Consider the following 20009-nt stretch of genomic DNA (forward strand, 5'->3'; position numbering starts at 1 on the left):
CCACGCCGGCGTCGCGTATCGCAGTAGAGCCCGGCGCGCCCGGCCTGCCGGAACCGGGGCGTGGAGTAGCCCGGGCGTGGCAGAACCTGGCCCCAGAGCGCTACCATGCGGCGGCAACTGCCCCCTGACCGAACGGATTTCCGACCTTGTCCCATCTCCTGGAAAAAGCCGCTGCGCGCGGCGACCTTGCTGCTCTCGAGCGCCTGCTGGATGCGGGTGCGGACCTTGAATGGCAGCACAAGGGCACCGGCCGCACGGCCTTGCTGGCCGCCACTATCGCCGGGCACCGGCCGGCCGTGGCGCTGCTGCTGGCGCGCGGCGCGAATGTCCTGCAGCCGTGCAAGGCCCTGGGCTACAGCCCCCTGGCCTGGGCCGCCAGCCACGGCGACACCGCCCTGGCCGAGTTGCTGATCGCCCATGGCGCAGCGCTCGAACAGGCCAGCCCCGAACTGCAACGCACCGCCCTGATGAACGCCGCCCAGGCTGGCCACGAGGCAATGGTTGCCTTGCTGCTCGAGGCCGGCGCCAACCCCTCGCCCGTGGATTTCCAGCAACGCAACGCCTGGTCCCTGGCCGAAGAAAATGGCCATGCCCAGGTCATGCAACAGCTGGAGCAGGCCGGTACCGGGGCACCGCCAGCGCCTGCACCGGCCCCTTCCCTGCCCTGGCCGCCGCTGGTGCCTGGCACTGACAGCAGCGCAGATCCGGTCACCCAGGTGCGGGCCTATACCCTGGCTTTGTACGCCTGGGAACAGCGCGGCAATGCCCTGGGCCACGAGGCGCTCGACGCCGCCTTCTGGGCCGAACCGCAACAGTTGCTCGAACGTTTTTGTACCCTGCGACCGCGGGCCTATCCGCGAGCCTCCTATGGTTACCCCACGACCCACGCCGAGGCCGACGAGCTACTGGACTGCCAGTTGCTCAAGCCCGCCCAGGCCGAAGTGCTGGTGCGCGACCCGGCGTCCCGGGCGCTGTGCTACGAGCATCGCTTCGTGGTCAAGCGGGTTGCCGGCCAATGGCGCATCGACAGCGTCAAGCGCCGCCTGGCCGGCACCCAGAAATGGGCAAACGCCATTCTCTAGCGGGGGCAAGGGGCAAGAGCGAACGGGCGCAGCCTGCTCGACGTGCGGCACGGTTCAAACCCGTCGCCCTTGGCGTGCAGTCGCCCGCCATCACCACCGCTGTCGAGATTCGCGTTGAAACACGTGCCGATAAGCCCCTGGCCCGACAGCAGGCGGCCGCCAGCCAGCAGCAATTGCTGGTTGGCGGGCGGGCTGCTGCCCGTGGTTAAATGCCGCCCCGAAAAAATGACCGGCCCCGCTGATGACCCCTCTCGCCCTCGCCACCCTCAACCAGCATCTGTTGACCGCCCTGGCCGCCGCGCCCGGCGAAACCCGGCGCCTGTTCCATGGCCGCGGCCGCTGCTGGCCGGGGCTGGAACAGCTGACCGTGGACTGGCTGCAGGGGGTAGTGCTGGTGTCCTTGTTCAAGGAACCCGAAGCCGGGCAACTCGAAGCCCTGCAGCAGTTGCTGGCGGACCTGGGCTCGACCCCGCAATGGGTGGCCAGCGGCGCCCGCAGCCTGATGCTGCAACACCGCTACCTGCCCGACAGCCGTGGCGAGTGGCTGCTGGGCGAGGCCATCGACAGTTGCACCATCACCGAGGAAGGCCTGCGCTACCAGGTGGACCTGGGCAGCAAGCAGAACAACGGGCTGTTCCTCGACATGCGCTACGGGCGCAACTGGGTGCGGGCCAATGCCCGGGGCAAGAATGTCCTGAACCTGTTTGCCTATACCTGCGGCTTCTCGGTGGCGGCGATTGCCGGCGGCGCCGAGCGGGTGGTCAACCTCGACATGTCCCGGGCGGCCTTGAGCCGCGGCCGCGACAACCACCGGCTCAACGGCCACGACACCAGCCGGGTGAGCTTCCTCGGCCATGACCTGTTCAAGTCCTGGAGCAAGGTCAAGCAGGGCGGGCCCTATGACCTGGTGATCATCGACCCGCCGTCGTTCCAGAAAGGCAGCTTTGTCCTCGGCAAGGACTATGCGCGGGTGCTGCGGCGCCTGCCGGAGTTGCTCACGGCCGATGGTTGCGTCCTGGCATGCATGAATGATCCGGCGTTTAGCGTGGATTTTCTTCTGGAGGGGATGGCCGAAGCGGCGCCAGGGTTGCGCTTTGAACAGCGGCTGGAGAACCCGCCGGAGTTTCCGGATGCGGATCCGCAGTGCGGGCTCAAGGCACTGGTATTTCGGCATGGGGCATAGGCCTTGATCCTGGCTGGATAGCCGTTGCTGCAGCAACGGGCATCCAGCCAGGCCCTTACAACTCCATCCGATACTCGATCACCCCCGGCTTGTGCGCCACCCAGTCATACAACCGTTGCGCCCGCTTGTTGCTCTCCTGGGTATGCCAGTACAAACGAGCGCACTGGTGTTGCCGGGCAAAGGCCTGCACCCACTCGATCAACAGTTTCCCCGCCCCGCTGCCGCGAATCGACGGGGCCACGTACAGGTCTTCCAGATAGCAGAAGTCGCCGACGGCCCAGGTCGAACGGTGCAACAACAGGTTGACGAAGCCGATGACTTCATCGTCCTGCACCGCCACCGCCGAATACATCGGTTCCCGCGAATCGAGGAAACGCTCGAACGTGCGGCGGCTGACCTCTTCGCTCAGCGTCACCTGATAGAAATCCTGATAGGCCAGCCACAGCGGCAGCCATTGTTCGTAATCCCCAGGCTGAATCGCCCGTACCGTCACCGCGGGTTGTTGATCGCTCATTGCGCGCTCCTCTTGATCATCCACACCGGGATCAGCCCCGGTTATTGAAGAGTGCGCAGGTTAGTGCGTGAGTGGCGGATTTTATCAGGCCAATTCTGCCATCTGTAACAGACCACTTTGCCCAAACCCTCACAGCCCGGGCTGCTGATGGGTCACGCAGTGAATGCCGCCGCCCCCTGCGGCGATAGCGTCGATATCCAGCTGGATCACCTGCCGCCCGGGATACAGGCTGGCGAGCAGGCTATGGGCCTTGGCGTCGGCCTGCCGGTCACCGAACTGCGGTGAGATCACCGCCCCATTGATCACGAAATAGTTGATGTAGCCGGCGGCGAACTCCGGGTTGCCCCGACTGAAGCGGTTCTGCCGGGGATTCATCGGCGGCGACAGGGTATGCACCTGCAGCTTGCGACCATCGGCGTCACTGGCGGCTCGCAGGATCTCCAGGTGCTCGAGGGTTACCGAGTGATCATAGGAGTCGGGATCGTTGTCGAGGTTGGCCACCACCACCCCCGGCCTGACGAAACGCGCATAGAAGTCGACATGGGCATCGGTGATGTCCCGGCCCTTGATCCCCGGTAGCCAGATGATCTTGCGCAGGCCGAGGCAAGCCTTGAGTTCCTCTTCGACCTCGGCCTGGCTCCAGCCCGGGTTGCGGTTGCCGTTGATCCAGCTGCTTTGGGTCATGATCCCGGTGCCGTGGCCGTCCACCTCGATGCCGCCGCCCTCGCCCACCAGTTCGCTGCGCAGATAACGGGCGCCTGCAGCGTCGGCCATCTGCCGCGCCAGCCGGGCGTCCCTGGCGTGGCGCTGTTTGTTGCCCCAGCCATTGAAGTTGAAGTCCACCGCGCCCAATCCGCCTTCCCCATCGACGACAAAGTTGGCACCGATGTCGCGCATCCAGATGTCGTCCAGTTCGGTGCTGACAAAAGTGATGTTGTGCGAGCCGCACAACTGCTCGGCCAGGCCGCGCTCCTCTGCCCGGCAGAACAGGGTCAGGGGTTGATAGGCGGCAATTGCCCGGGCGATCCGCCCCTGGGCCTGTTGCACGTCGCCGGTAAAGTCTTCCCAGATGGCCTCCTGGGCACCAAAGGCCATGAAGGCCCGCTGCTGCCGGTCGCCTTCATCGGGCAGGTACCAGTGGCCCTGCTCCCCGGCCCGGGCACTGCGCGGCCCCAGGCCGAAGGCCGGCATGGCGGCGACAGCGGCCAGCAAGGAGGCCTGTTTGATCAGTTGACGTCGGGTGGGCATTGGACGGTTCTCTTGTCGAAGGTATTGCATGAAAAGGTTCGGGGGTGCGGCGCGGGCCCTCGCCGACACGCCGGCTCCTACCCGGGAGTGTAGGAGCCGGTTTGCCGGCGAACCGCATGGCGCCCGGTCAGTGGCGGGCAGCGGTGGCCGTCTTGAACTGGGTCCAGGTGCGCATTCGAGCCCGCATATCGGCCTGGGGAATGTCGCGGCCGGGAATCAAGCGTTCGAAGGTGGCGGCATCCGGGTAGATATCCGGGTTGTTGCCCATCTGCGGGTCGACACTTGGCCGCGCCCGGGCATTGGCCGTGGGGTAGCCAGTGAAGTTGCTGATGGCCGCCATGTTCTCTGGTCGGGTCACGAAGTTGATGAAGGCATAGGCATATTCCGGGTGCCGCGCATCCTTGGGGATCGCCATGGTGTCCATCCACACCGTGGTGCCTTCCCGGGGAATGCGGTACTGGAACTCGACCGCTTTGCCTGCGGCGTCGGCGGCGCGCTGGGCCTGGGTCATGTCGCCGCTGTAGCCCAGGGACAGGCACAGGTTGCCATTAACCAGGTCGGTCACCGGCTGCGACTGGAACTTGCGGATATAGGGCCGCAGCTTGCCCAGCAGCTCGCCGGCGGCCCGCAGATCCTCGGGCCGGGCACTGCGCGGGTCGCGCCCCAGGTAGTGAAGCGCCACCGCCAGCACCTCGTCCGGCGAGTCGATCAGGGAAATTCCGCAATCGGCGAAGCGCGCCGCCAGCTCCGGCCTGAACAACAGGTCCAGGCTGTTGACCGGGGCGTCGGGCAGACGCTCGGCAATCTGCCGGGCGTTGTAGGTCAGGCCGATGGTGCCCCAGGTGTAGGGCACCGTGGCCTGGCGGGCCCCGGGGTACTGGGCGCGCAACTTCTGCAGGCCGGGCTCGATGTCGTCCTGGCCGGTCAGCCGGGCCGGATCCAGGGCCTGCAGGCTGCCGGCGCGCATCAGGCGCTCGGCCACGGTGTCACCGGGAAAGATCAGGTCGTAGCCGCTGCCGCCGGTCATCAGCTTGGCTTCCAGCACTTCGCTGCCCTCCATCACGTCGTAGATCACCCTGATCCCGGTTTCGGCGGTGAAGCGCGCCAGGGTATCGGCGGCGAAGTAGTCGGCCCAGTTGTACAGGCGCAGGGGCTTGTCCTCGGGTTCGGCCTGGGCCTGGAGCGCTACCAGGGTCAGGGCCAGCATGCCCGCGCAGCGGCGTTTCCAGCGTTTGCCTGTGGTCTGCATGTCATGCCTCCCGGGGGGTCCAGCGTGGGTGAAGGTGTTGGCCGTCCAGGCTCAGCAGCGGCCCGTACATCTCCGGGCGACGGTCGCGGAAGATGCCCCAGGTGCGACGCTCCTCGGCCATGGCGGCCAGGTCCAGGCGCTGCAGCAAGACCCCTGTGCTGTCACGATCGGCCTCGGCCAGCAGCCGGCCCTTGTGGTCGCAGATGAACGATGAGCCGTAGAAATCCATGTGCAACGCCGGGTCACCGGTAGCCACTTCACGGCCGACCCGGTTGGCCGCCACTACCGGCAGCAGGTTGGCCGCCGCGTGCCCGCGCATGGTCATCTGCCAGTGATCCCGGGAATCCAGCCCGGCGCTGCCCGGTTCGCTGCCGATGGCGGTGGGAAACAGCAAGACCTCGGCGCCTTGCAGCGCCAGGCAGCGGGCGGTCTCGGGGAACCACTGGTCCCAGCAGATGCCGATGCCCAGGCGGCCGAAAGCGCTGTCCCAGACCTTGAAACCGGTATCGCCGGGGCTGAAGTACTCCTTCTCCTGATAACCCACGGCGTTGGGAATGTGGGTCTTGCGGTACACCCCCAGCAAGCGGCCGTCGGCATCGGCGACGCTCAGGGAATTGAAATAGGCCGTACCGGCCCTTTCGAACCAGCTCAGGGGCAGCACCACACCCAGCTCCCGGGCCAGGGCGGCGAAACGCTGGAGCACCCGGCTCGCGGGGTAGTCCTCGGCCAGGGCCAGGTGCCGGTGCTGCTGTTCGATGCAGAAGTACGGGGTGGCGAACAGCTCTTGCAGGAGGATCACCTGGGCGCCCCGGGCTGCCGCTTCGCGCACCAGCTGTTCGGCGCGCTCGAGGTTGCCCGGCAGGTCCCAGGTGCAGGGCATCTGGGTGGTTGCGACGGTCAATGGGTTCATGCCTGGGCCCTCGTTGGCCATTGAGGTTGCTGCTGGGTGATGCAATGCACGCCACCGCCGCCGTGGGCCAGATGGTTGATCCGCACCGGCACCACCTGCCGGTCGGGGAAGGCCCGAGCCAGCACCTGGGCCGCTTGCTGGTCGGCGGCGATGCCGTAGGCCGGCATGATCACCGCGCCATTGGCCAGGTAGAAGTTGGTGTAGGAGGCGCAGAACACCTCGGCCCGGTGGTCCACCGCGGCACTGGCCTCGAACAGCTCGATCAGCTCGAAGGCGCGCCCGCGGGCATCCCGCGCCAGCTCCAGGGCACGACGGTTCTCGCGCACCACTTCGGCGTACACCGAGCCCCGGTCATGGGTGGCATCCACCAGCAGCACCCCGGGGCGGGCAAAGGCACAGACCCCGTCGACATGGCCGTCGGTCATGTCCCCGGTCACGTGGTCCGGATCCCCCGGCAGCCAGATGATCTTCTGCACACCCAGCAGGCGCTGGAAGATCGCCTCGATCTCGGCCTTGCCCAGGCCCGGATTGCGGTTGGGGTTGAGCAGCACTGATTCGGTGGTGATCAGGGTGCCCTCGCCGTCCACATGGATGGCCCCGCCTTCGTTGGCCAGGGGCGTGCCGAAGCAAGGCAGCCCCAACTGGTCCAGTAGGCGCCGGGCCAGGCTGCGGTCCAGGCTGTGCTCGGACTTGTCGCCCCAGGCGTTGAAGCGCCAGCTGACCCCGGCCAGCCCCTGCTGCGGATGGCAGATGAAACTCGGGCCGGAATCCCGGCACCAGCTGTCGTCCACCGCCTGGGGGACCAGCTCGACATTGGCGCCACACAGGCGTCGGGCACTGTCCAGGGCAGCGGGATCGACCACCAGTTTCACCGGTTCGAAACCGGCGATGGCATTGGCCACCCGGGCGAAGTCTGCCTGCACCTCGGCCAGGGTCACGCCCCATACCGATTCCCACAACCCCCGGTTGTGGGGCCAGACCATCCAGGTCGCCGCGTGGGGCGCCCACTCGGCGGGCATCCGCCAGCCACTGTCCTGCCTGTCATTGCCTTGCATGGGCCCTGCACCTCTCAAGTAAGGTTTTGTTATCAATCAACCAACAAGGTTGAAACACAGCGCCCATGCTATGGCTTTGAAAAACCGCCAACAAACGATAGATTTAGCGCACATCTGATTAGCCAGGCTTATCAATCATGCTCAAACACTGGCCACCCCTGAATGCCCTGCGAGGCTTCGAAGCCGCCGCGCGCCTGGGCAGTTTTCACCAGGCGGCGCAGGAACTGCACCTCACCCAATCGGCCATCAGCCAGCAGATCCGCAGCCTGGAAACCTTCCTCGAACAGCCGCTGTTCCATCGCAGCGGCCGCAGTGTGACCCTCACCGACGCCGGGCACGACCTGCGCAGCACCACCCAGTCGCTATTGCAGCAACTGGCGGTGGGCGTCCGACGCCTGGAGCAGTACCGCAAGCCCAACCAGCTGGTGGTCAATACCAGCCCGGCCTTTGCCCGCCACTGGCTGTTGCCGCGGCTGGGGGAATTCCATCGCCTGCACCCGGAGGTGGACCTGTGGCTGTTCACCAGCTTCGAGCCACCGGACATGAGCACCCAGACCATCGACCTGACCTTGCGCGACGACCTCAGCGCCCAGGCCGAATGCAGCTACCTGGAGCTGTACAGCGACCGCCTCTACCCCGCCTGCCACCCCAGCGTGCTGGCGCAACCCGAAGCACTGCGCACCACCTTGCATGGCGAGCGGGAAATGGACTGGAGCCACTGGCTGGTGGAAGGCGGCAGCGACATTGGTCAACGCAGCAACGGCCTGAACTTTTCCGACCCGAGCCTGCTGCTGGACGCCGCCTGCGCCGGCCACGGCATTGCCCTGGTCAGCCAGCTGCTGAGCCAGCAGGCCCGGAGCCAGGGCTTGCTGAGCCCTTTGTGCGAACAGAGCGTGCGCGGCCCGACCTGGGCCTGGCTGATTCACCGCGACAGTGAAAGCAGCCCGCTGACCCGCAGTTTCTCGCAGTGGCTACAGGCTGCGCTGAAGGGTTCGGCCGAAGCTTGAGGCGCCCGCCCGACAAGGACTGGAGCGATGCAAAACCGCTTTCCATTTCTGCCCCTAACCCCACGCATGGCGGCGCCTTAAGCTGGCGCCGGTGCAATCCGCACTGCCTTCCAGGAGCCGCCCGTGCCCCCGATCCACGACATCAACTGGCCGCTGTGGCTGTCCACCATGCTGCCCATGGCCCTGAGCGCCGGCCCCGGCAACCTGATGGTGGCCAGCTCCGGCGCCCGCAGCGGCGTGCGGCGTTCCCTGCGCTTCATCTGCGGGCTGGACCTGACCTACCTGCTCCTGGCGCTACTGGTGGGGTTGGGGCTGTATCACAGCCTGGCGGCGTACCCAGGGTTGCTCGGGGGGCTGCGGGTAGCGGGCAGCCTGTACATTTTCTGGCTGGGCCTGCGCCTGCTGCTGCGGCCATTGCGCAAGCCTGGCGAGCAGAGTGAAGCCCTGCAGTTTCGTGATGGTGTGATGCTGCAACTGGGCAATGTGCAAGGTCTGGTGATGCTGCTGGTCATGTTCTCCACCTTCAGCTCGGGCGCCGATGCGGGCAGTGCCGTGGTGCTGGCACTCAGCGCCGCGCTGGTCGCGGTGAACCTGCTCGGCCACCTGCTGTGGGCCAGCCTGGGCTCAAGCCTGCAGCGGCTGATGCGCGACCGCCCGCGCCTGCTGCTGGCACAGAATGCGCTGTTCGGCTTGCTGCTGATGGCGGTGGCCGGGTGGCTATTGCTGCGTGGCGCCTAACGCGTCAGCCGGCCTGGCCCTCACCTTGCAAGCCCTGGCGCGCCAGCAGATCGCAGAGAAATTCCGCCACCCGCTCGACCCGCTCCTGGCCCTGGGTCGCCAGGTTGCGCAGCAGCCAGATATCCGCGCGGTGGGCCGGAGCCTGGGGCAACACCCGGTGCAGGCCCAGGGGTTCTGCGATATAGGCCGGCAAGGCGGCAATCCCCAGGCCCGCCTGCACCGCCTTGAGCTGCGCCTCCAGGTTGCCGGTGCGCATCCACAACGGCTGATCGCCGCTGAGCTGGTCCAGCCAGCGGGCCAGGGGCATGTGGGCCAGGGTCTGGTTCCAGCCGATCAGCGAATGCTGGCGCAGCTCCGAAGGCTTCTCGGGGCAGCCATGGGCCGCGGCATAACCTGGGGAACAGAACAGCGCCTGGGTCAACTCGCCGACCCGGCGCAGGGTGAAGTTGCCGGCTTCCGGTCGTTGCAGGCGCAGCAGCAGGTCGCTGTGGCTCTGGGTGAGCTTGACCGAGCGCGCCGCATTGACGAAATCGAAGCTGATCTGCGGATGCTGCAAGCGAAACTGCGCCAGTGCGGGAATGATCAGGTGGCTGCCCATCAACTCCGGGCATTCGATGCGCACCACCCCGGCCATGCGCGCGCCTGGCCGGGACAACTGGCGTTCCATCAGGCGCAAGCGCTCCTCGATCTCCAGGGCCATGGGCAGTAGGGCCTGGCCGGCTTCGGTGAGGAAATAGCCCTGGGTGGTCTTGAGGAACAGCACGCTGCTCAAGGCCTGCTCCAGCACCAGGATCTTGCGCGAGACCGTCGAGGCCGACACCTTCAGCGCCTGCCCGGCGTCGGTGATGTTGCTGGCATTGGCGACGGCAATGAAAAACCGCAGATCGTCCCAGTTCACGCTTACCTGCCCTATCCCTGAAAACCCAGGCCCGGGATCTTAGGCGAAATAAGCAGCGCAGCGGTCAGACTTTTCTCCTGTAAAGTGCCCAAAATCTTTCCTGCCCACGGATCGGGATCCCCCATGCTGGAATTGCACACCCCTCGCCTGAACCTGCGCCCCCTGAACGCCCGTGACTGGGAGCTGTTCCTGGCCCTGCACAGCGACCCGGAAAACCTGCGCTATGTCTGCGATCCGCTCTCCCGGATGCAGATCGAGGAGCGTTTCACATCGCGCCTGCCCCATTGGGACATGGATTGCGACCACTGGCTGTGCCTGGTGATCCGCGATCGCCACAGCGGCGAGGAGCTGGGCTTCACCGGCCTGCGAGTCAGCGACCGGCCCGGCGCCGAAGCCGAGGTCGGCTACCTGCTGGCCCCCGGTCATCAAGGCAAGGGCCTGGCCACGGAATCCCTGCGCACGCTGATGCAATACGCCCGCCACAGCCTGGGGATCAAGCGCCTGGTGGCCACGGTCACCGACGGCAATGCTGCGTCCTGCCAGGTTCTGGAGCGATGCGGTTTCGTCTTCCAGCAACGTGACGAAGGGGCCTTCCGCAGGGGTGGCGAAGACTTCGACGACCTGATTTTCAGCTGCCCCCTGACGGCCTGAGTGCGGCTTTGTGGGACCCCGCCTACGCCTGCCTGGCGTGGGTTTTTCTTGACAGCGAAAATTCCCAACGGCTATTGTCTGACAACCTGACTACCAAGGCTTTACCCTCCCATGCTTGAACTCCAGCGACCCGACTCTCTCGTTGTGCGCGTGGTCAATGCGATCCGCACCGAGATTGACTCCGGCCGCCTGGCCCCCGAATCGCGCCTGCCGACCGAGCAGCAACTGGCCGAGCAGTTGAACGTCAGCCGCTCGGTGATTCGCGAGGCCATCGCCCAGCTCAAGGCCGACGGCGTACTGATCGCCCGGCGTGGCCTGGGTTCGTACATTTCCAAGACCCCCGCCGGCACCGTGTTCCGTTTCCCCCAGGGCGATGGCCGCCTGCCGGACCTGGCGCAGATGTTCGAGATGCGTTTGTGGATCGAAACCCAGGCCGCGTCGATCGCCGCCCAGCGCCGCGACGCCGCCGACCTGCAACGGATGCAGGGCGCGTTGCAGGAAATGCACGACAAGCGCAGTGATTTCGAAGCCGCGGGGCTGGCCGATGTGGAGTTCCATCGGGCCATCGCCGAGGCCAGCAAGAACGACTATTTCGTGGCCTTCCATGATTTTCTGCGCAGCCAGCTGACCAGCGCCCGCAAGGCCGCCTGGGAGAACTCGGCGCTGCGCATGGCAGGCGGTTCCGCCGATGCCACCCAGGAACACCAGGCGCTGTACCAGGCGATTGCCGCTGGCGATCGCCAAGCCGCCGCCGGTTGCGCCGACGCCCACTTACGGGCTTCGGCCCAGCGCCTGGGCCTGGAACTGCCGACTATCGATTGACCCCAGCTTCACGCTTTGAGCCGCATGCCACGGCCTGCGGTTTTTTGTCGGATTAGTTAGTCTGACAACCTGATAACCAGACCGAAACGCATTGAATCCAAGGTACCCAAGAACAATGATTTACGACTTTTGCATCATCGGCGGCGGCATCGTCGGCCTGGCTACGGCGATGGAGATCCTCAAGCGTCAGCCCGGCGCTTCGCTGGTCATCCTGGAAAAGGAAAACGTCCTGGCCAAGCACCAGACCGGTCACAACAGCGGGGTGATCCACGCCGGCATCTACTACGCCCCGGGCAGCCTCAAGGCCGACCTGTGCAAGCGTGGCGCCGAGGCCACCAAGCAGTTCTGCAGCGAGCACGGGATCAAGTTCGAGGTCTGCGGCAAGGTGCTGGTGGCGTCCAACGCCCTGGAAGTGCAGCGCATGGAGGCCCTGTATCAGCGCTCGCAACAGAACGGCCTGAAGGTGGAGCGCCTGGACGCCGAGCAACTGCGCCAGCGCGAACCGAATATCGTGGGCCTTGGCGGGCTGTTCCTCGACGCCACCGGCATCGTCGACTACCGCGAAGTCTGCGACACCATGGCCCGGGTGATTCGCCGCGAGGGCGGCGAGATCTGCCTGAGCCAGACCGTCACCGCGATCCAGGAGCACGCCGACAGTGTCACCGTCAGCAGCCATGGCGGCAGCTGGCGGGCGAAGAAGCTGGTGGCCTGCGCCGGCCTGCAATCGGATCGCCTGGCGGTGATGGCCGGGGTGAAGATCGACCACCAGATCATCCCCTTCCGCGGAGAGTACTTCCGCCTGCCGGCGTCGAAGAACAACATCGTCAATCACTTGATCTACCCGATCCCCGATCCGGAGCTGCCGTTCCTCGGGGTGCACCTGACCCGCATGATCGACGGCAGCGTTACCGTCGGCCCCAACGCGGTCCTGGGCCTGGGTCGGGAGAACTACAGGAAGTTCTCCATCAACTGGCGCGACGTGGCGCAGTACGCCAGCTTCCCCGGCTTCTGGAAAACCATCTGGCAGAACCTCGGCTCCGGCACCACCGAGATGAAGAACTCGCTGTTCAAGTCCGGCTACCTGGAGCAGTGCCGCAAGTACTGCCCTTCCCTGCAAGTGGAAGACCTGCTGCCTTATGAGGCGGGGATCCGCGCCCAGGCGGTGATGCGCGACGGCAGCCTGGTGCACGATTTCCTGTTCGCCGAAACCCCGCGCATGTTGCACGTGTGCAACGCGCCCTCGCCCGCCGCCACCTCGGCGATTCCCATTGGCTCGATGATTGCCGACCGGATTTTCCAGGCCGCCTGAAACACCCCGCGCCATCGCCTTGCAGCGCAGTGCCCCGGCACTGCCAAGCGGGCCGCGTGTCGCCGCAATACCCCTCGGCCGCCCTTTAGGGTGCGGCGCGCAAGGCTCGCGTCAACTCGACAATAAATACAATGATTCATGAGGATGTACGGATATGACCGCAGTTGAAACCAGCATTACTGCAGCGGAAACCCCACAGCAAACCAAGAAACGCCTGCGCAAGGTCGCGGCGGCCACCATCTTCGGTTCGATGCTGGAGTGGTACGACTTCTACCTCTACGCCACCATGGCGGCCATCGTCTTCTCGAAGATCTTCTTCGATAACAGCAACCCGAAAAGCGCCACCCTGATGGCCTTCTCGACCTTTGCCATCGGCTTTATCGCCCGCCCCTTCGGCGGCATCCTGTTCGGCTACCTGGGGGACAAGTTCGGCCGCAAGCAGGTACTGGTGCTGACCTTCTGCCTGATGGGCGTGTGCACCGCGCTGATCGGCCTGATCCCCAGCTACGCATCGATCGGCATCTGGGCGCCGATCCTGCTGGTGGCAATCCGCATCATCCAGGGCCTGGGCGCCGGCGCCGAACTGTCCGGCGCGGCGGTCACCTCCTATGAACACGCCAGCGAGGGCAAGCGCGGCAGCCAGGGCGCCTGGCCGGCGCTGGGGCTGAACCTGGGCCTGCTGCTGTCGTCGCTGACCATCTACCTGCTGACCATCAACGGCAACGAGTTCCTGCTGGCCGGCGGCTGGCGCATTCCGTTCGTCTGCAGCATCGTCCTGGTGGCCGTCGGCCTGTGGGTGCGCAACAGCATTCCGGAAACCCCGGAGTTCAAGGAACTGAGCAAGGAAAGCCAGAAAGCCAAGGCCTCGCCGCTCAAGGCGCTGTTCAAGAACGACCTCAAGGGCCTGGCCGTGGTGTTCTTCGTGGCGGTGGGCTACAACGCCCTGAGCTACATCTTCAAGACCTTCTCCCTGGCCTACCTGACCCAGTACAAGAACGTCGATGTGCACGTCACTTCGCTGTCAGTGACCATCGCCAGCCTGATCGCCATCGTCGCCGTGCCGTTCTTCGGCTGGCTCTGCGACAAGTGGAGCAGCAAGACCGTGCTGATCCTCGGCGGGCTGTTCTCGGTGCTGTTCGCCTACCCCTTCCTGGCCCTGCTCAACACCGGTGAGAGCCTGATGATCTACATCGCCATCGGCGTCGGTACCGGTATTCTGGCGCCGATGATGTTCGCCCCCCAGGGCTCCTTCCTCAGCCGCCAGTTCCCCACCGCGACCCGCTCTTCGGGTTTCGGCACCGGGCGCGAGATTGGCACCGCCATCGCCGGTGGCCTGGCGCCGCTGGGCGCTCTGTCCCTGGTGACGGCCTCGGCCACCCACTCCACCGACGGCGTGGTGATCATTCTCGCCGTCGCCGCGGTGCTGGTGGTGGTGTTCGCCCTCCTTGACCAGGGCCGCAAGCACTCGGCCTTCAAGAACTGAGGCTGGACCCAACCCTGCCCGGGCCGCTCCAACGGCCCTGGCAGACTTTGCTAAGGTGGCCGCTGAACCCGCATCACAGGCCACCCCATGTCAACCGATAGCGCATTCGGCGTCGATGCCGACGGCTTGATCGCCCTTCCTGCCGAACCACCCCTGCAGCCCGAGTACCGAGCCCTGCTCGACGAGCTGTGCGCCGCCCTCACCACTCCCGCCAGCCCGCCGCTGCATAGCCTGTACCTGTACGGCAGCGTCGCCCGTGGCGCCGCCCGGCCTGGAGCTTCCGACCTGGACCTGTGCCTGATCCTGCGAGATCCCGCCGCCCCGGCCGCGTGCCTGCATCTGGAAAACCTGCGCCAGGCCCTGCAAGCGCGCCACCCGCTGGTGTCGAAGATCGATTTCGATATCGGCGACCTCAACCAGGTGCTGGAAACGCGGAACCTCGACAGCTGGGGCTATTGGCTCAAGCACCATTGCCGCTGCCTCTGGGGCGAAGACCTGCGCTCGCGCTTTGCACCTTTCAGGCCCAGCCGGGAGATTGCCCTGGCGGTGAACGGTGACTTTCTCGCAGTGCTGGACGACTACGCCGAGCGCATCGACCGCGAACAGATGCCCGCCGAAGTCCTCCGGCTGCAACGGCAGGCCTCGCGCAAACTCGTTCGCGCCACCAACCTGCTGCGCCAGGAGCAGGAGCCGAGCTGGCCCCAGAGCCTGGATGAGCATGTGCGGCTGTTTGTGCAGCACTACCCGGAAATGGCAGGCCCCATCGACGTGTTTCGCCAGGCCGCCGAGGCAACGGCCCCCGCCGGCGCCGGTTTCAGCGACCGCTTGCGGCAGATGGCGCAGTGGATGAGCCAGGCACTGGCCCCGCCGCCATCCAGGAATTGACCCTTGCAATTGCACCGCCCCCGGCAACGGCTGCACCAGGGCTTCTAAACGGCTCAACCCCACGAGGCGCTGCCCCATCTACTGCAAACGGCGCCGGAACGGGGGTCGCTGCCGGATCAGACCTGCAGCACCTCGATCCCCAACTGCCGATAACCTTCGATGTCCACACCCGGCGCCTCCTGCTCGGTCACCAGCCGGTGCAAGCGGTTGCATGGCACCACGACGAAGGGTTCCATGGCGCCGAGCTTGTCGGCGGTGGTCACCGCGATGACCTCGCTGGCACTGTCGAACATTGCCTGCTTGATCGGCACCTCGTCGAAATGCAGGGAGCTGATGCCGATCTCCGGGTGGATCGCGCAGACCCCGGTGAACATCAGGTCGGCCTTGATCCCCTGGATCATGCGCAGTGCTTCATGGCCGCTGGCGGACAGGGTTGCCGGGTTGAGCTGGCCACCGGCGAGAATCACCCTGACCTTGGGGTGCTCGGCCAGGGCCACGGCAATCATCGGCGAGGCGGTGACCGCGGTCAGGCTGATGCCCGCCGGCAGCGACTGGGCGATGTGCAGGGTGGTGGAGCCGGAATCGAACAGCACCGTCTGGCCGTCCTGCACCCATTGCACGGCATATTGCGCCAGGCGCAGTTTCGCCTCACTGGTTTCGCCGACTCGGGTGAAGTAGTCCTTGCCGCTGTCCTTGGGCCGCGGCAGCGCGCCACCATGGACCCGCTGCACCAGGCCGACGGCATCCAGCTCCGCCAGGTCGCGACGGATGGTGTCTTCGGACACCGCGAAATGCCGGCTCAGTTCGGCGGCCATGACCTTGCCGTCGCGCTCCAGCAGCAGAAGGATTTTTTGCCGACGCAAGGATGGCAGCTCGGCTGGCGGGTGTTGACTTTGCATGTTTATGCCCGTTATTACGTGTTTTCGCCAAGCTACACAGACACTCGGGCAAAAACAAGCAACCCGATCAGTTGATCAGCTGCGGCGCCCGTGAGCGGTACAAGGCTGCTTCCCCGAGGCGCTCGCGCACCAGCGCCTGGGCCTGGCGGGTCATCTGGTCCAGTTGCCGGTCGCGCTTTTTCTCCGCTTCCAGCATGGCCTTGCGCCCGTGCTGGGCCAGCAGGTAGGTGTGGATCTGCCGCACTTCCACCGACTGGTAGATCGGCGCCACATCCAGCACCGCCAGCAGGCCGTCGCTGCCGTGGTCCCGGGTGTTCATCAGCACCTGCGGGCCGCGGGCGCCCAGCAGCTGGAAGCCCAGGGCCTCGAAACACCCCACCTTGGCCATGTTGCAGGCAAGTTCCGCATGGGGGTAACGCGCCAGCATGGCTTGCAGCATCTGCCGGGCAATGCCCTGGCGCCGGTGGCCTTGCAGCACCGCCATGTACGCCACGGCGCAGGCCTGGGGATCGTCCTTGACCGGCAGGTACAGGGTGAAACCCAGCACCTGGTCCGGGGCCTGCGGATCGGTGGCCACCACCAGCTCCACCGCAATCCCCCGGGAACCGTCCATGGCCTGCAGGTACAGGTGCACCTCATAGCCGACGCCGTACTGGTACAGGTTGTACAGCGGGTTGCTCGGGGCGATGGCCACCGCGCTGACGTCGGTGATGTAGTCCACCACCATCTGCTGGATCTGGCTCTGGATGGCTTCGGGCGGCGGGGCTTGGAACAGGGTGATGCTGGACATCGAGGCGGTGACTCCGAGGATTGGGGCATGCCCGGCTACGGCGGGCGCGCCATGATAACCCGGCGCGGGTGACACAGGCGCACAACCGGGCAGCGCATCGGGCGCGTGCATCGGCGAAAGAGCGCGAATGGGATCGGGAGCAAGAGACTGGCGGGCTGCGGCTATGGCGGGGCCATGTCCGCAACCGGCACAGGATGCGGATGCACCGGGGCATCCGCGGTACCCCGCCCGACGAACGCGGGCGGGGCGAGGGCTTACAGCGCCATGTCGGCCGCTGGGTTGCTCTCTGGCTTGGCCAGGCTGGCCGGAGCTTGAGGCGCCGCGCCCTTGACCGGCGGTGGCGGGGTCAGTTGCAGCACTTCAGCGGTGTAGGCCCATTCTTTGGCCACACGCTCAGGGCTGTCGTTCAGGGCCGTACCGTAGCTCGGCACGATCTGCTTGAGCTTCTCCTGCCAGGCCGGGGTCGCGACCTGGTCCTTGAAGACTTTCTGCAGCACGCTGAGCATGATCGGCGCGGCGGTCGAAGCACCTGGGGACGCGCCCAGCAGGCCGGCGATGCTGCCGTCTTCGGAGGCCACGATCTCGGTGCCCAGTTTCAGCACGCCGCCCTTCTCTTCGTCACGCTTGATGATCTGCACGCGCTGGCCGGCCTGCCACAGGCGCCAGTCTTCCTGCTTGGCGTTGGGGAAGTATTCCTTCAGCGCGGCGAAGCGGTCGTCATCCGACAGCATCAGCTGGCCGGCCAGGTATTCCACCAGCGGGTACTGCTCGATGCCCACCTTGGTCATCGGCCAGAAGTTGTGGGTGGTGGTGCTGGTCAGCAGGTCGAAGTACGAACCTTCCTTGAGGAACTTGGTGGAGAAGGTAGCGAATGGGCCAAACAGGATCACCCGCTTGCCGTCCAGCACACGAGTGTCCAGGTGCGGAACCGACATCGGTGGCGCGCCGACCGAAGCCTTGCCGTAGGCCTTGGCCAGGTGCTGCTCGGCCACGCTGGCGTTGTCGGTCACCAGGAACGAGCCACCCACCGGGAAGCCGGCGTATTCGTTGGCTTCAGGAATGCCCGACTTCTGCAGCAGGTGCAGGGCACCGCCGCCGGCGCCGATGAACACGAACTTGGCGTCGGTCTCGGTTTTCGAACCGTCCTTGAGGTTCTTGTAGGTCACGCGCCACGAGCCGTCTTTATTGCGCTCGATTTCCTGCACTTCGCTGGACAGTTTCAGCGCGAAGTTGGGCTGAGCCTGCAGGTGGGCAACGAACTGGCGAGTGATCTCGCCGAAGTTGACGTCGGTGCCGATCGGGGTCCAGGTCGCAGCGATCTTCTGCGCCGGGTCACGACCTTCCATCATCAGTGGAACCCACTTCTTGATCTGCTCGGCGTCTTCGGAGTACTGCATGCCGCTGAACAGCGGGCTGGCCTGCAGGGCCTCGTAGCGGGCCTTGAGGAACTTGATGTTGTCATCGCCCCAGACGAAGCTCATGTGCGGGGTGGAGTTGATGAACGAACGCGGGTTCTTCAGGACGCCGTTCTTGACCTGCCAGGACCAGAACTGCCGGGAAATCTGGAACGCTTCGTTGATCTCGATGGCCTTGGCGATCTCGATCTTGCCGTCCTTGCCTTCCGGCGTGTAGTTCAGCTCGGCCAAAGCGGAGTGGCCGGTACCGGCGTTGTTCCAGCCGTTGGAGCTTTCTTCTGCGACGCCGTCCAGGCGCTCGACCATCTCCATCGACCAATCCGGCTGCAGCTCATTGAGCCAGACCCCGAGGGTCGAACTCATGATGCCGCCACCGATCAGCAGCACATCCACTTTCTTCGGCTCAGCCGCGTGCGCGGTCGTGAGGCCTATCGACATCGCCAGCCCGATCAGGGCCGTGTTCACTTTCTTAAACATTCTGAGTACCTACGATAGAACGCCATCCGCCGCCCCATCCTCGATCCTGCGTACTCCGGTGATTGCGAAACAGTCATTTCGCAGGTCCTGGACCAACACATTCAAAAGAACTGGAGGGTGGGCACACAAGGCCGACGAGACAGGCTCGACCTCAGTTTTATATCGCTCCGGCGCTGACTTCTTGTCGTTCTTGGCTTCAGCTACTTGAGTGACAGTGTTTCTCAGGGCACGTCACGGGACGCAACCAACAGGCAGTTTCCCCCTGCCCGACCTTGCGCGCCGCAAACTGCCGGACGAACAAGAATGACGCCCGCAACTGCGGGGGCCAACAGGAAATTAGGGGTCGGGTTCAACCAAAGAGGTAAACGAACACTGCCTGGCATTACATTCGGCGGGGTCGTGCAGACACTCCCACAGCCTTGCAAGGGACCCGAACAGGCCACTTGAAGCTAAGCACGGGTAAGGTATTTCTGCACAAACGATGAACCGATTCAGCGCAAGAATATCATTACGGCATCAGCCTGTCTTGGCCGGAGCCACGAGCCGCCCGCCCGGGAAAACCTCGACGCTGTACGACACCTGCCGCAATCAATGCGTCACAACGACGCTGGCCGCCCCTCATTCACAGCGGCAAATGCGCCTTCGCCAAGAGGCGACCTTGATGCATGATGGCACCGCGCCACAACACCACCTTCACCCATTTACTGCAAAGGACGGCCATGCAAGGTATCGACAGTGTTGCAACAGAGTTCCGCGCGTTCCTGAAGTCCTGGGAACAGGAGCGCCCGCACCTTCCCTCGGCCCTCAGCGTGCTCGGCAATGGTTTCGAGGGCTGGCTGAAGTTCGAATTCTATTTCTGGCTGATCCAGCACCGGGGGTTGGCCGGGCCACGCGACGGCTGGCTCGGCGACGTTGGCGTGGAATACAAGGTCGCCCTGGACCAGCGCTGGTCCGACATGGACATTCACCATAAGCAATGTGACCTGTGGATCCGCGATGCAGACAAGCGGCGCTTCCACTTCATCGAACTCAAGGCGCCCTTTGCCAACGCCAACCAAGGCAAGTTGTTCGTCTCGGCATCGGACGACTACTGGTACATGACACGCCTGAAGGCCAAGGAAGAAAAGGTCGCCAGCGGCAGCGTGATCATCTTCGGCGTCGGCTTCACAGAGGATAAATGGACAAAGCATCTGAAAGCGGTCGAGGAATACACCGGCTGGGTCGAACACGCCTCCCGCGATATTGGCGAAGTACCCGGGGTCGAGAACCTGCGCTGGGCCGTGCTGACCATGCACTACCCCAGCTAGCTGCAATCCGGCCTTCGATCGTTCAGGCAAATTGGATAGGATGCTGCGCTGCAACGCCGGGAAAGCACCCGGCGCCGCACCCCCAAG

General features: G+C 65.2%; 19 protein-coding genes. 10 read left to right on the forward strand and 9 right to left on the reverse strand.

Features of this window, described 5'->3' with window-relative positions; genetic code table 11:
• Positions 1–146 precede the first annotated feature (146 nt).
• Both BLS75_RS06905 and BLS75_RS06910 read left to right on the forward strand, forming a co-directional pair.
• Positions 147–1082, forward strand: coding sequence for an ankyrin repeat domain-containing protein (locus tag BLS75_RS06905; protein WP_072452345.1), 936 nt, complete (start codon positions 147–149; stop codon positions 1080–1082).
• A gap of 241 nt (positions 1083–1323) precedes the next feature.
• Positions 1324–2265 carry a class I SAM-dependent methyltransferase gene (locus BLS75_RS06910; protein ID WP_011060737.1) on the forward strand — a complete coding sequence of 314 codons (942 nt, stop codon included), beginning with the start codon at positions 1324–1326 and terminating at the stop codon, positions 2263–2265.
• Positions 2266–2320: 55 nt separating this feature from the next.
• Here the strand turns inward: BLS75_RS06910 and BLS75_RS06915 are convergent, their stop codons facing one another.
• The 5 genes from BLS75_RS06915 to BLS75_RS06935 all read right to left on the reverse strand — a co-directional run bounded on the left by BLS75_RS06915 (position 2321) and on the right by BLS75_RS06935 (position 7241).
• Positions 2321–2779 (reverse strand): GNAT family N-acetyltransferase, encoded by a 459-nt coding sequence (locus BLS75_RS06915; RefSeq protein WP_072452347.1) that lies wholly within the window; start codon positions 2777–2779, stop codon positions 2321–2323.
• 129 nt (positions 2780–2908) lie between these two features.
• Positions 2909–4027 (reverse strand): agmatine deiminase family protein, encoded by a 1119-nt coding sequence (locus BLS75_RS06920; protein WP_072452348.1) that lies wholly within the window; start codon positions 4025–4027, stop codon positions 2909–2911.
• A 127-nt stretch (positions 4028–4154) separates the two neighbouring features.
• Complete coding sequence (locus BLS75_RS06925; protein WP_072452462.1) at positions 4155–5234, reverse strand: extracellular solute-binding protein; 1080 nt, start codon at positions 5232–5234, stop codon at positions 4155–4157.
• A 43-nt stretch (positions 5235–5277) separates the two neighbouring features.
• Complete coding sequence (gene aguB, locus BLS75_RS06930; protein ID WP_072452463.1) at positions 5278–6186, reverse strand: N-carbamoylputrescine amidase; 909 nt, start codon at positions 6184–6186, stop codon at positions 5278–5280.
• Positions 6183–7241 (reverse strand): agmatine deiminase family protein, encoded by a 1059-nt coding sequence (locus BLS75_RS06935; protein ID WP_053150799.1) that lies wholly within the window; start codon positions 7239–7241, stop codon positions 6183–6185. The genes aguB and BLS75_RS06935 overlap by 4 nt, the downstream gene beginning before the upstream one ends.
• A gap of 137 nt (positions 7242–7378) precedes the next feature.
• Between BLS75_RS06935 and BLS75_RS06940 the strand changes: the two genes are divergently transcribed.
• A complete protein-coding gene (locus BLS75_RS06940) occupies positions 7379–8248 on the forward strand; it encodes a LysR family transcriptional regulator (protein ID WP_072452349.1) in 870 nt (289 codons plus the stop codon).
• Positions 8249–8371: 123 nt separating this feature from the next.
• Positions 8372–8986, forward strand: coding sequence for a LysE family translocator (locus BLS75_RS06945; RefSeq protein WP_072452350.1), 615 nt, complete (start codon positions 8372–8374; stop codon positions 8984–8986).
• Between the two features lie 4 nt (positions 8987–8990).
• On the opposite strand, the gene BLS75_RS06950 is transcribed toward BLS75_RS06945, so the two are convergent.
• Positions 8991–9884 (reverse strand): LysR family transcriptional regulator, encoded by an 894-nt coding sequence (locus BLS75_RS06950; protein WP_072452351.1) that lies wholly within the window; start codon positions 9882–9884, stop codon positions 8991–8993.
• Positions 9885–10007: 123 nt separating this feature from the next.
• On the opposite strand from BLS75_RS06950, the gene BLS75_RS06955 reads away from it, so the two are divergent.
• The 5 genes from BLS75_RS06955 to BLS75_RS06975 all read left to right on the forward strand — a co-directional run bounded on the left by BLS75_RS06955 (position 10008) and on the right by BLS75_RS06975 (position 15034).
• Positions 10008–10535, forward strand: coding sequence for a GNAT family N-acetyltransferase (locus BLS75_RS06955; protein WP_072452352.1), 528 nt, complete (start codon positions 10008–10010; stop codon positions 10533–10535).
• 111 nt (positions 10536–10646) lie between these two features.
• Complete coding sequence (locus BLS75_RS06960; protein WP_072452353.1) at positions 10647–11357, forward strand: FadR/GntR family transcriptional regulator; 711 nt, start codon at positions 10647–10649, stop codon at positions 11355–11357.
• Positions 11358–11472: 115 nt separating this feature from the next.
• Positions 11473–12666: an L-2-hydroxyglutarate oxidase gene (gene lhgO / locus BLS75_RS06965; protein WP_072452354.1), complete on the forward strand. Its 1194-nt coding sequence runs from the start codon at positions 11473–11475 to the stop codon at positions 12664–12666.
• A gap of 154 nt (positions 12667–12820) precedes the next feature.
• Positions 12821–14149, forward strand: a complete 1329-nt coding sequence (locus BLS75_RS06970; protein WP_072452355.1) for an MFS transporter — start codon at positions 12821–12823, stop codon at positions 14147–14149.
• Between the two features lie 87 nt (positions 14150–14236).
• Complete coding sequence (locus BLS75_RS06975; protein ID WP_072452356.1) at positions 14237–15034, forward strand: nucleotidyltransferase domain-containing protein; 798 nt, start codon at positions 14237–14239, stop codon at positions 15032–15034.
• 116 nt (positions 15035–15150) lie between these two features.
• On the opposite strand, the gene BLS75_RS06980 is transcribed toward BLS75_RS06975, so the two are convergent.
• The 3 genes from BLS75_RS06980 to mqo all read right to left on the reverse strand — a co-directional run bounded on the left by BLS75_RS06980 (position 15151) and on the right by mqo (position 18615).
• Positions 15151–15933, reverse strand: coding sequence for a DeoR/GlpR family DNA-binding transcription regulator (locus tag BLS75_RS06980; RefSeq protein ID WP_072452357.1), 783 nt, complete (start codon positions 15931–15933; stop codon positions 15151–15153).
• A 67-nt stretch (positions 15934–16000) separates the two neighbouring features.
• The gene (locus tag BLS75_RS06985) at positions 16001–16723 is read right to left on the reverse strand and encodes a GNAT family N-acetyltransferase (RefSeq protein WP_072452358.1); all 723 of its coding nucleotides are present in this window, start codon (positions 16721–16723) and stop codon (positions 16001–16003) included.
• Between the two features lie 254 nt (positions 16724–16977).
• Positions 16978–18615 carry a malate dehydrogenase (quinone) gene (gene mqo, locus BLS75_RS06990; protein ID WP_011060725.1) on the reverse strand — a complete coding sequence of 546 codons (1638 nt, stop codon included), beginning with the start codon at positions 18613–18615 and terminating at the stop codon, positions 16978–16980.
• Between the two features lie 665 nt (positions 18616–19280).
• On the opposite strand from mqo, the gene BLS75_RS06995 reads away from it, so the two are divergent.
• A complete protein-coding gene (locus BLS75_RS06995) occupies positions 19281–19922 on the forward strand; it encodes a hypothetical protein (RefSeq protein WP_072452359.1) in 642 nt (213 codons plus the stop codon).
• The last annotated feature ends 87 nt before the right edge of the window (positions 19923–20009 follow it).

The sequence above is a fragment of the Pseudomonas sp. NFPP12 genome (assembly GCF_900103205.1).
Classification (GTDB): domain Bacteria; phylum Pseudomonadota; class Gammaproteobacteria; order Pseudomonadales; family Pseudomonadaceae; genus Aquipseudomonas; species Aquipseudomonas protegens.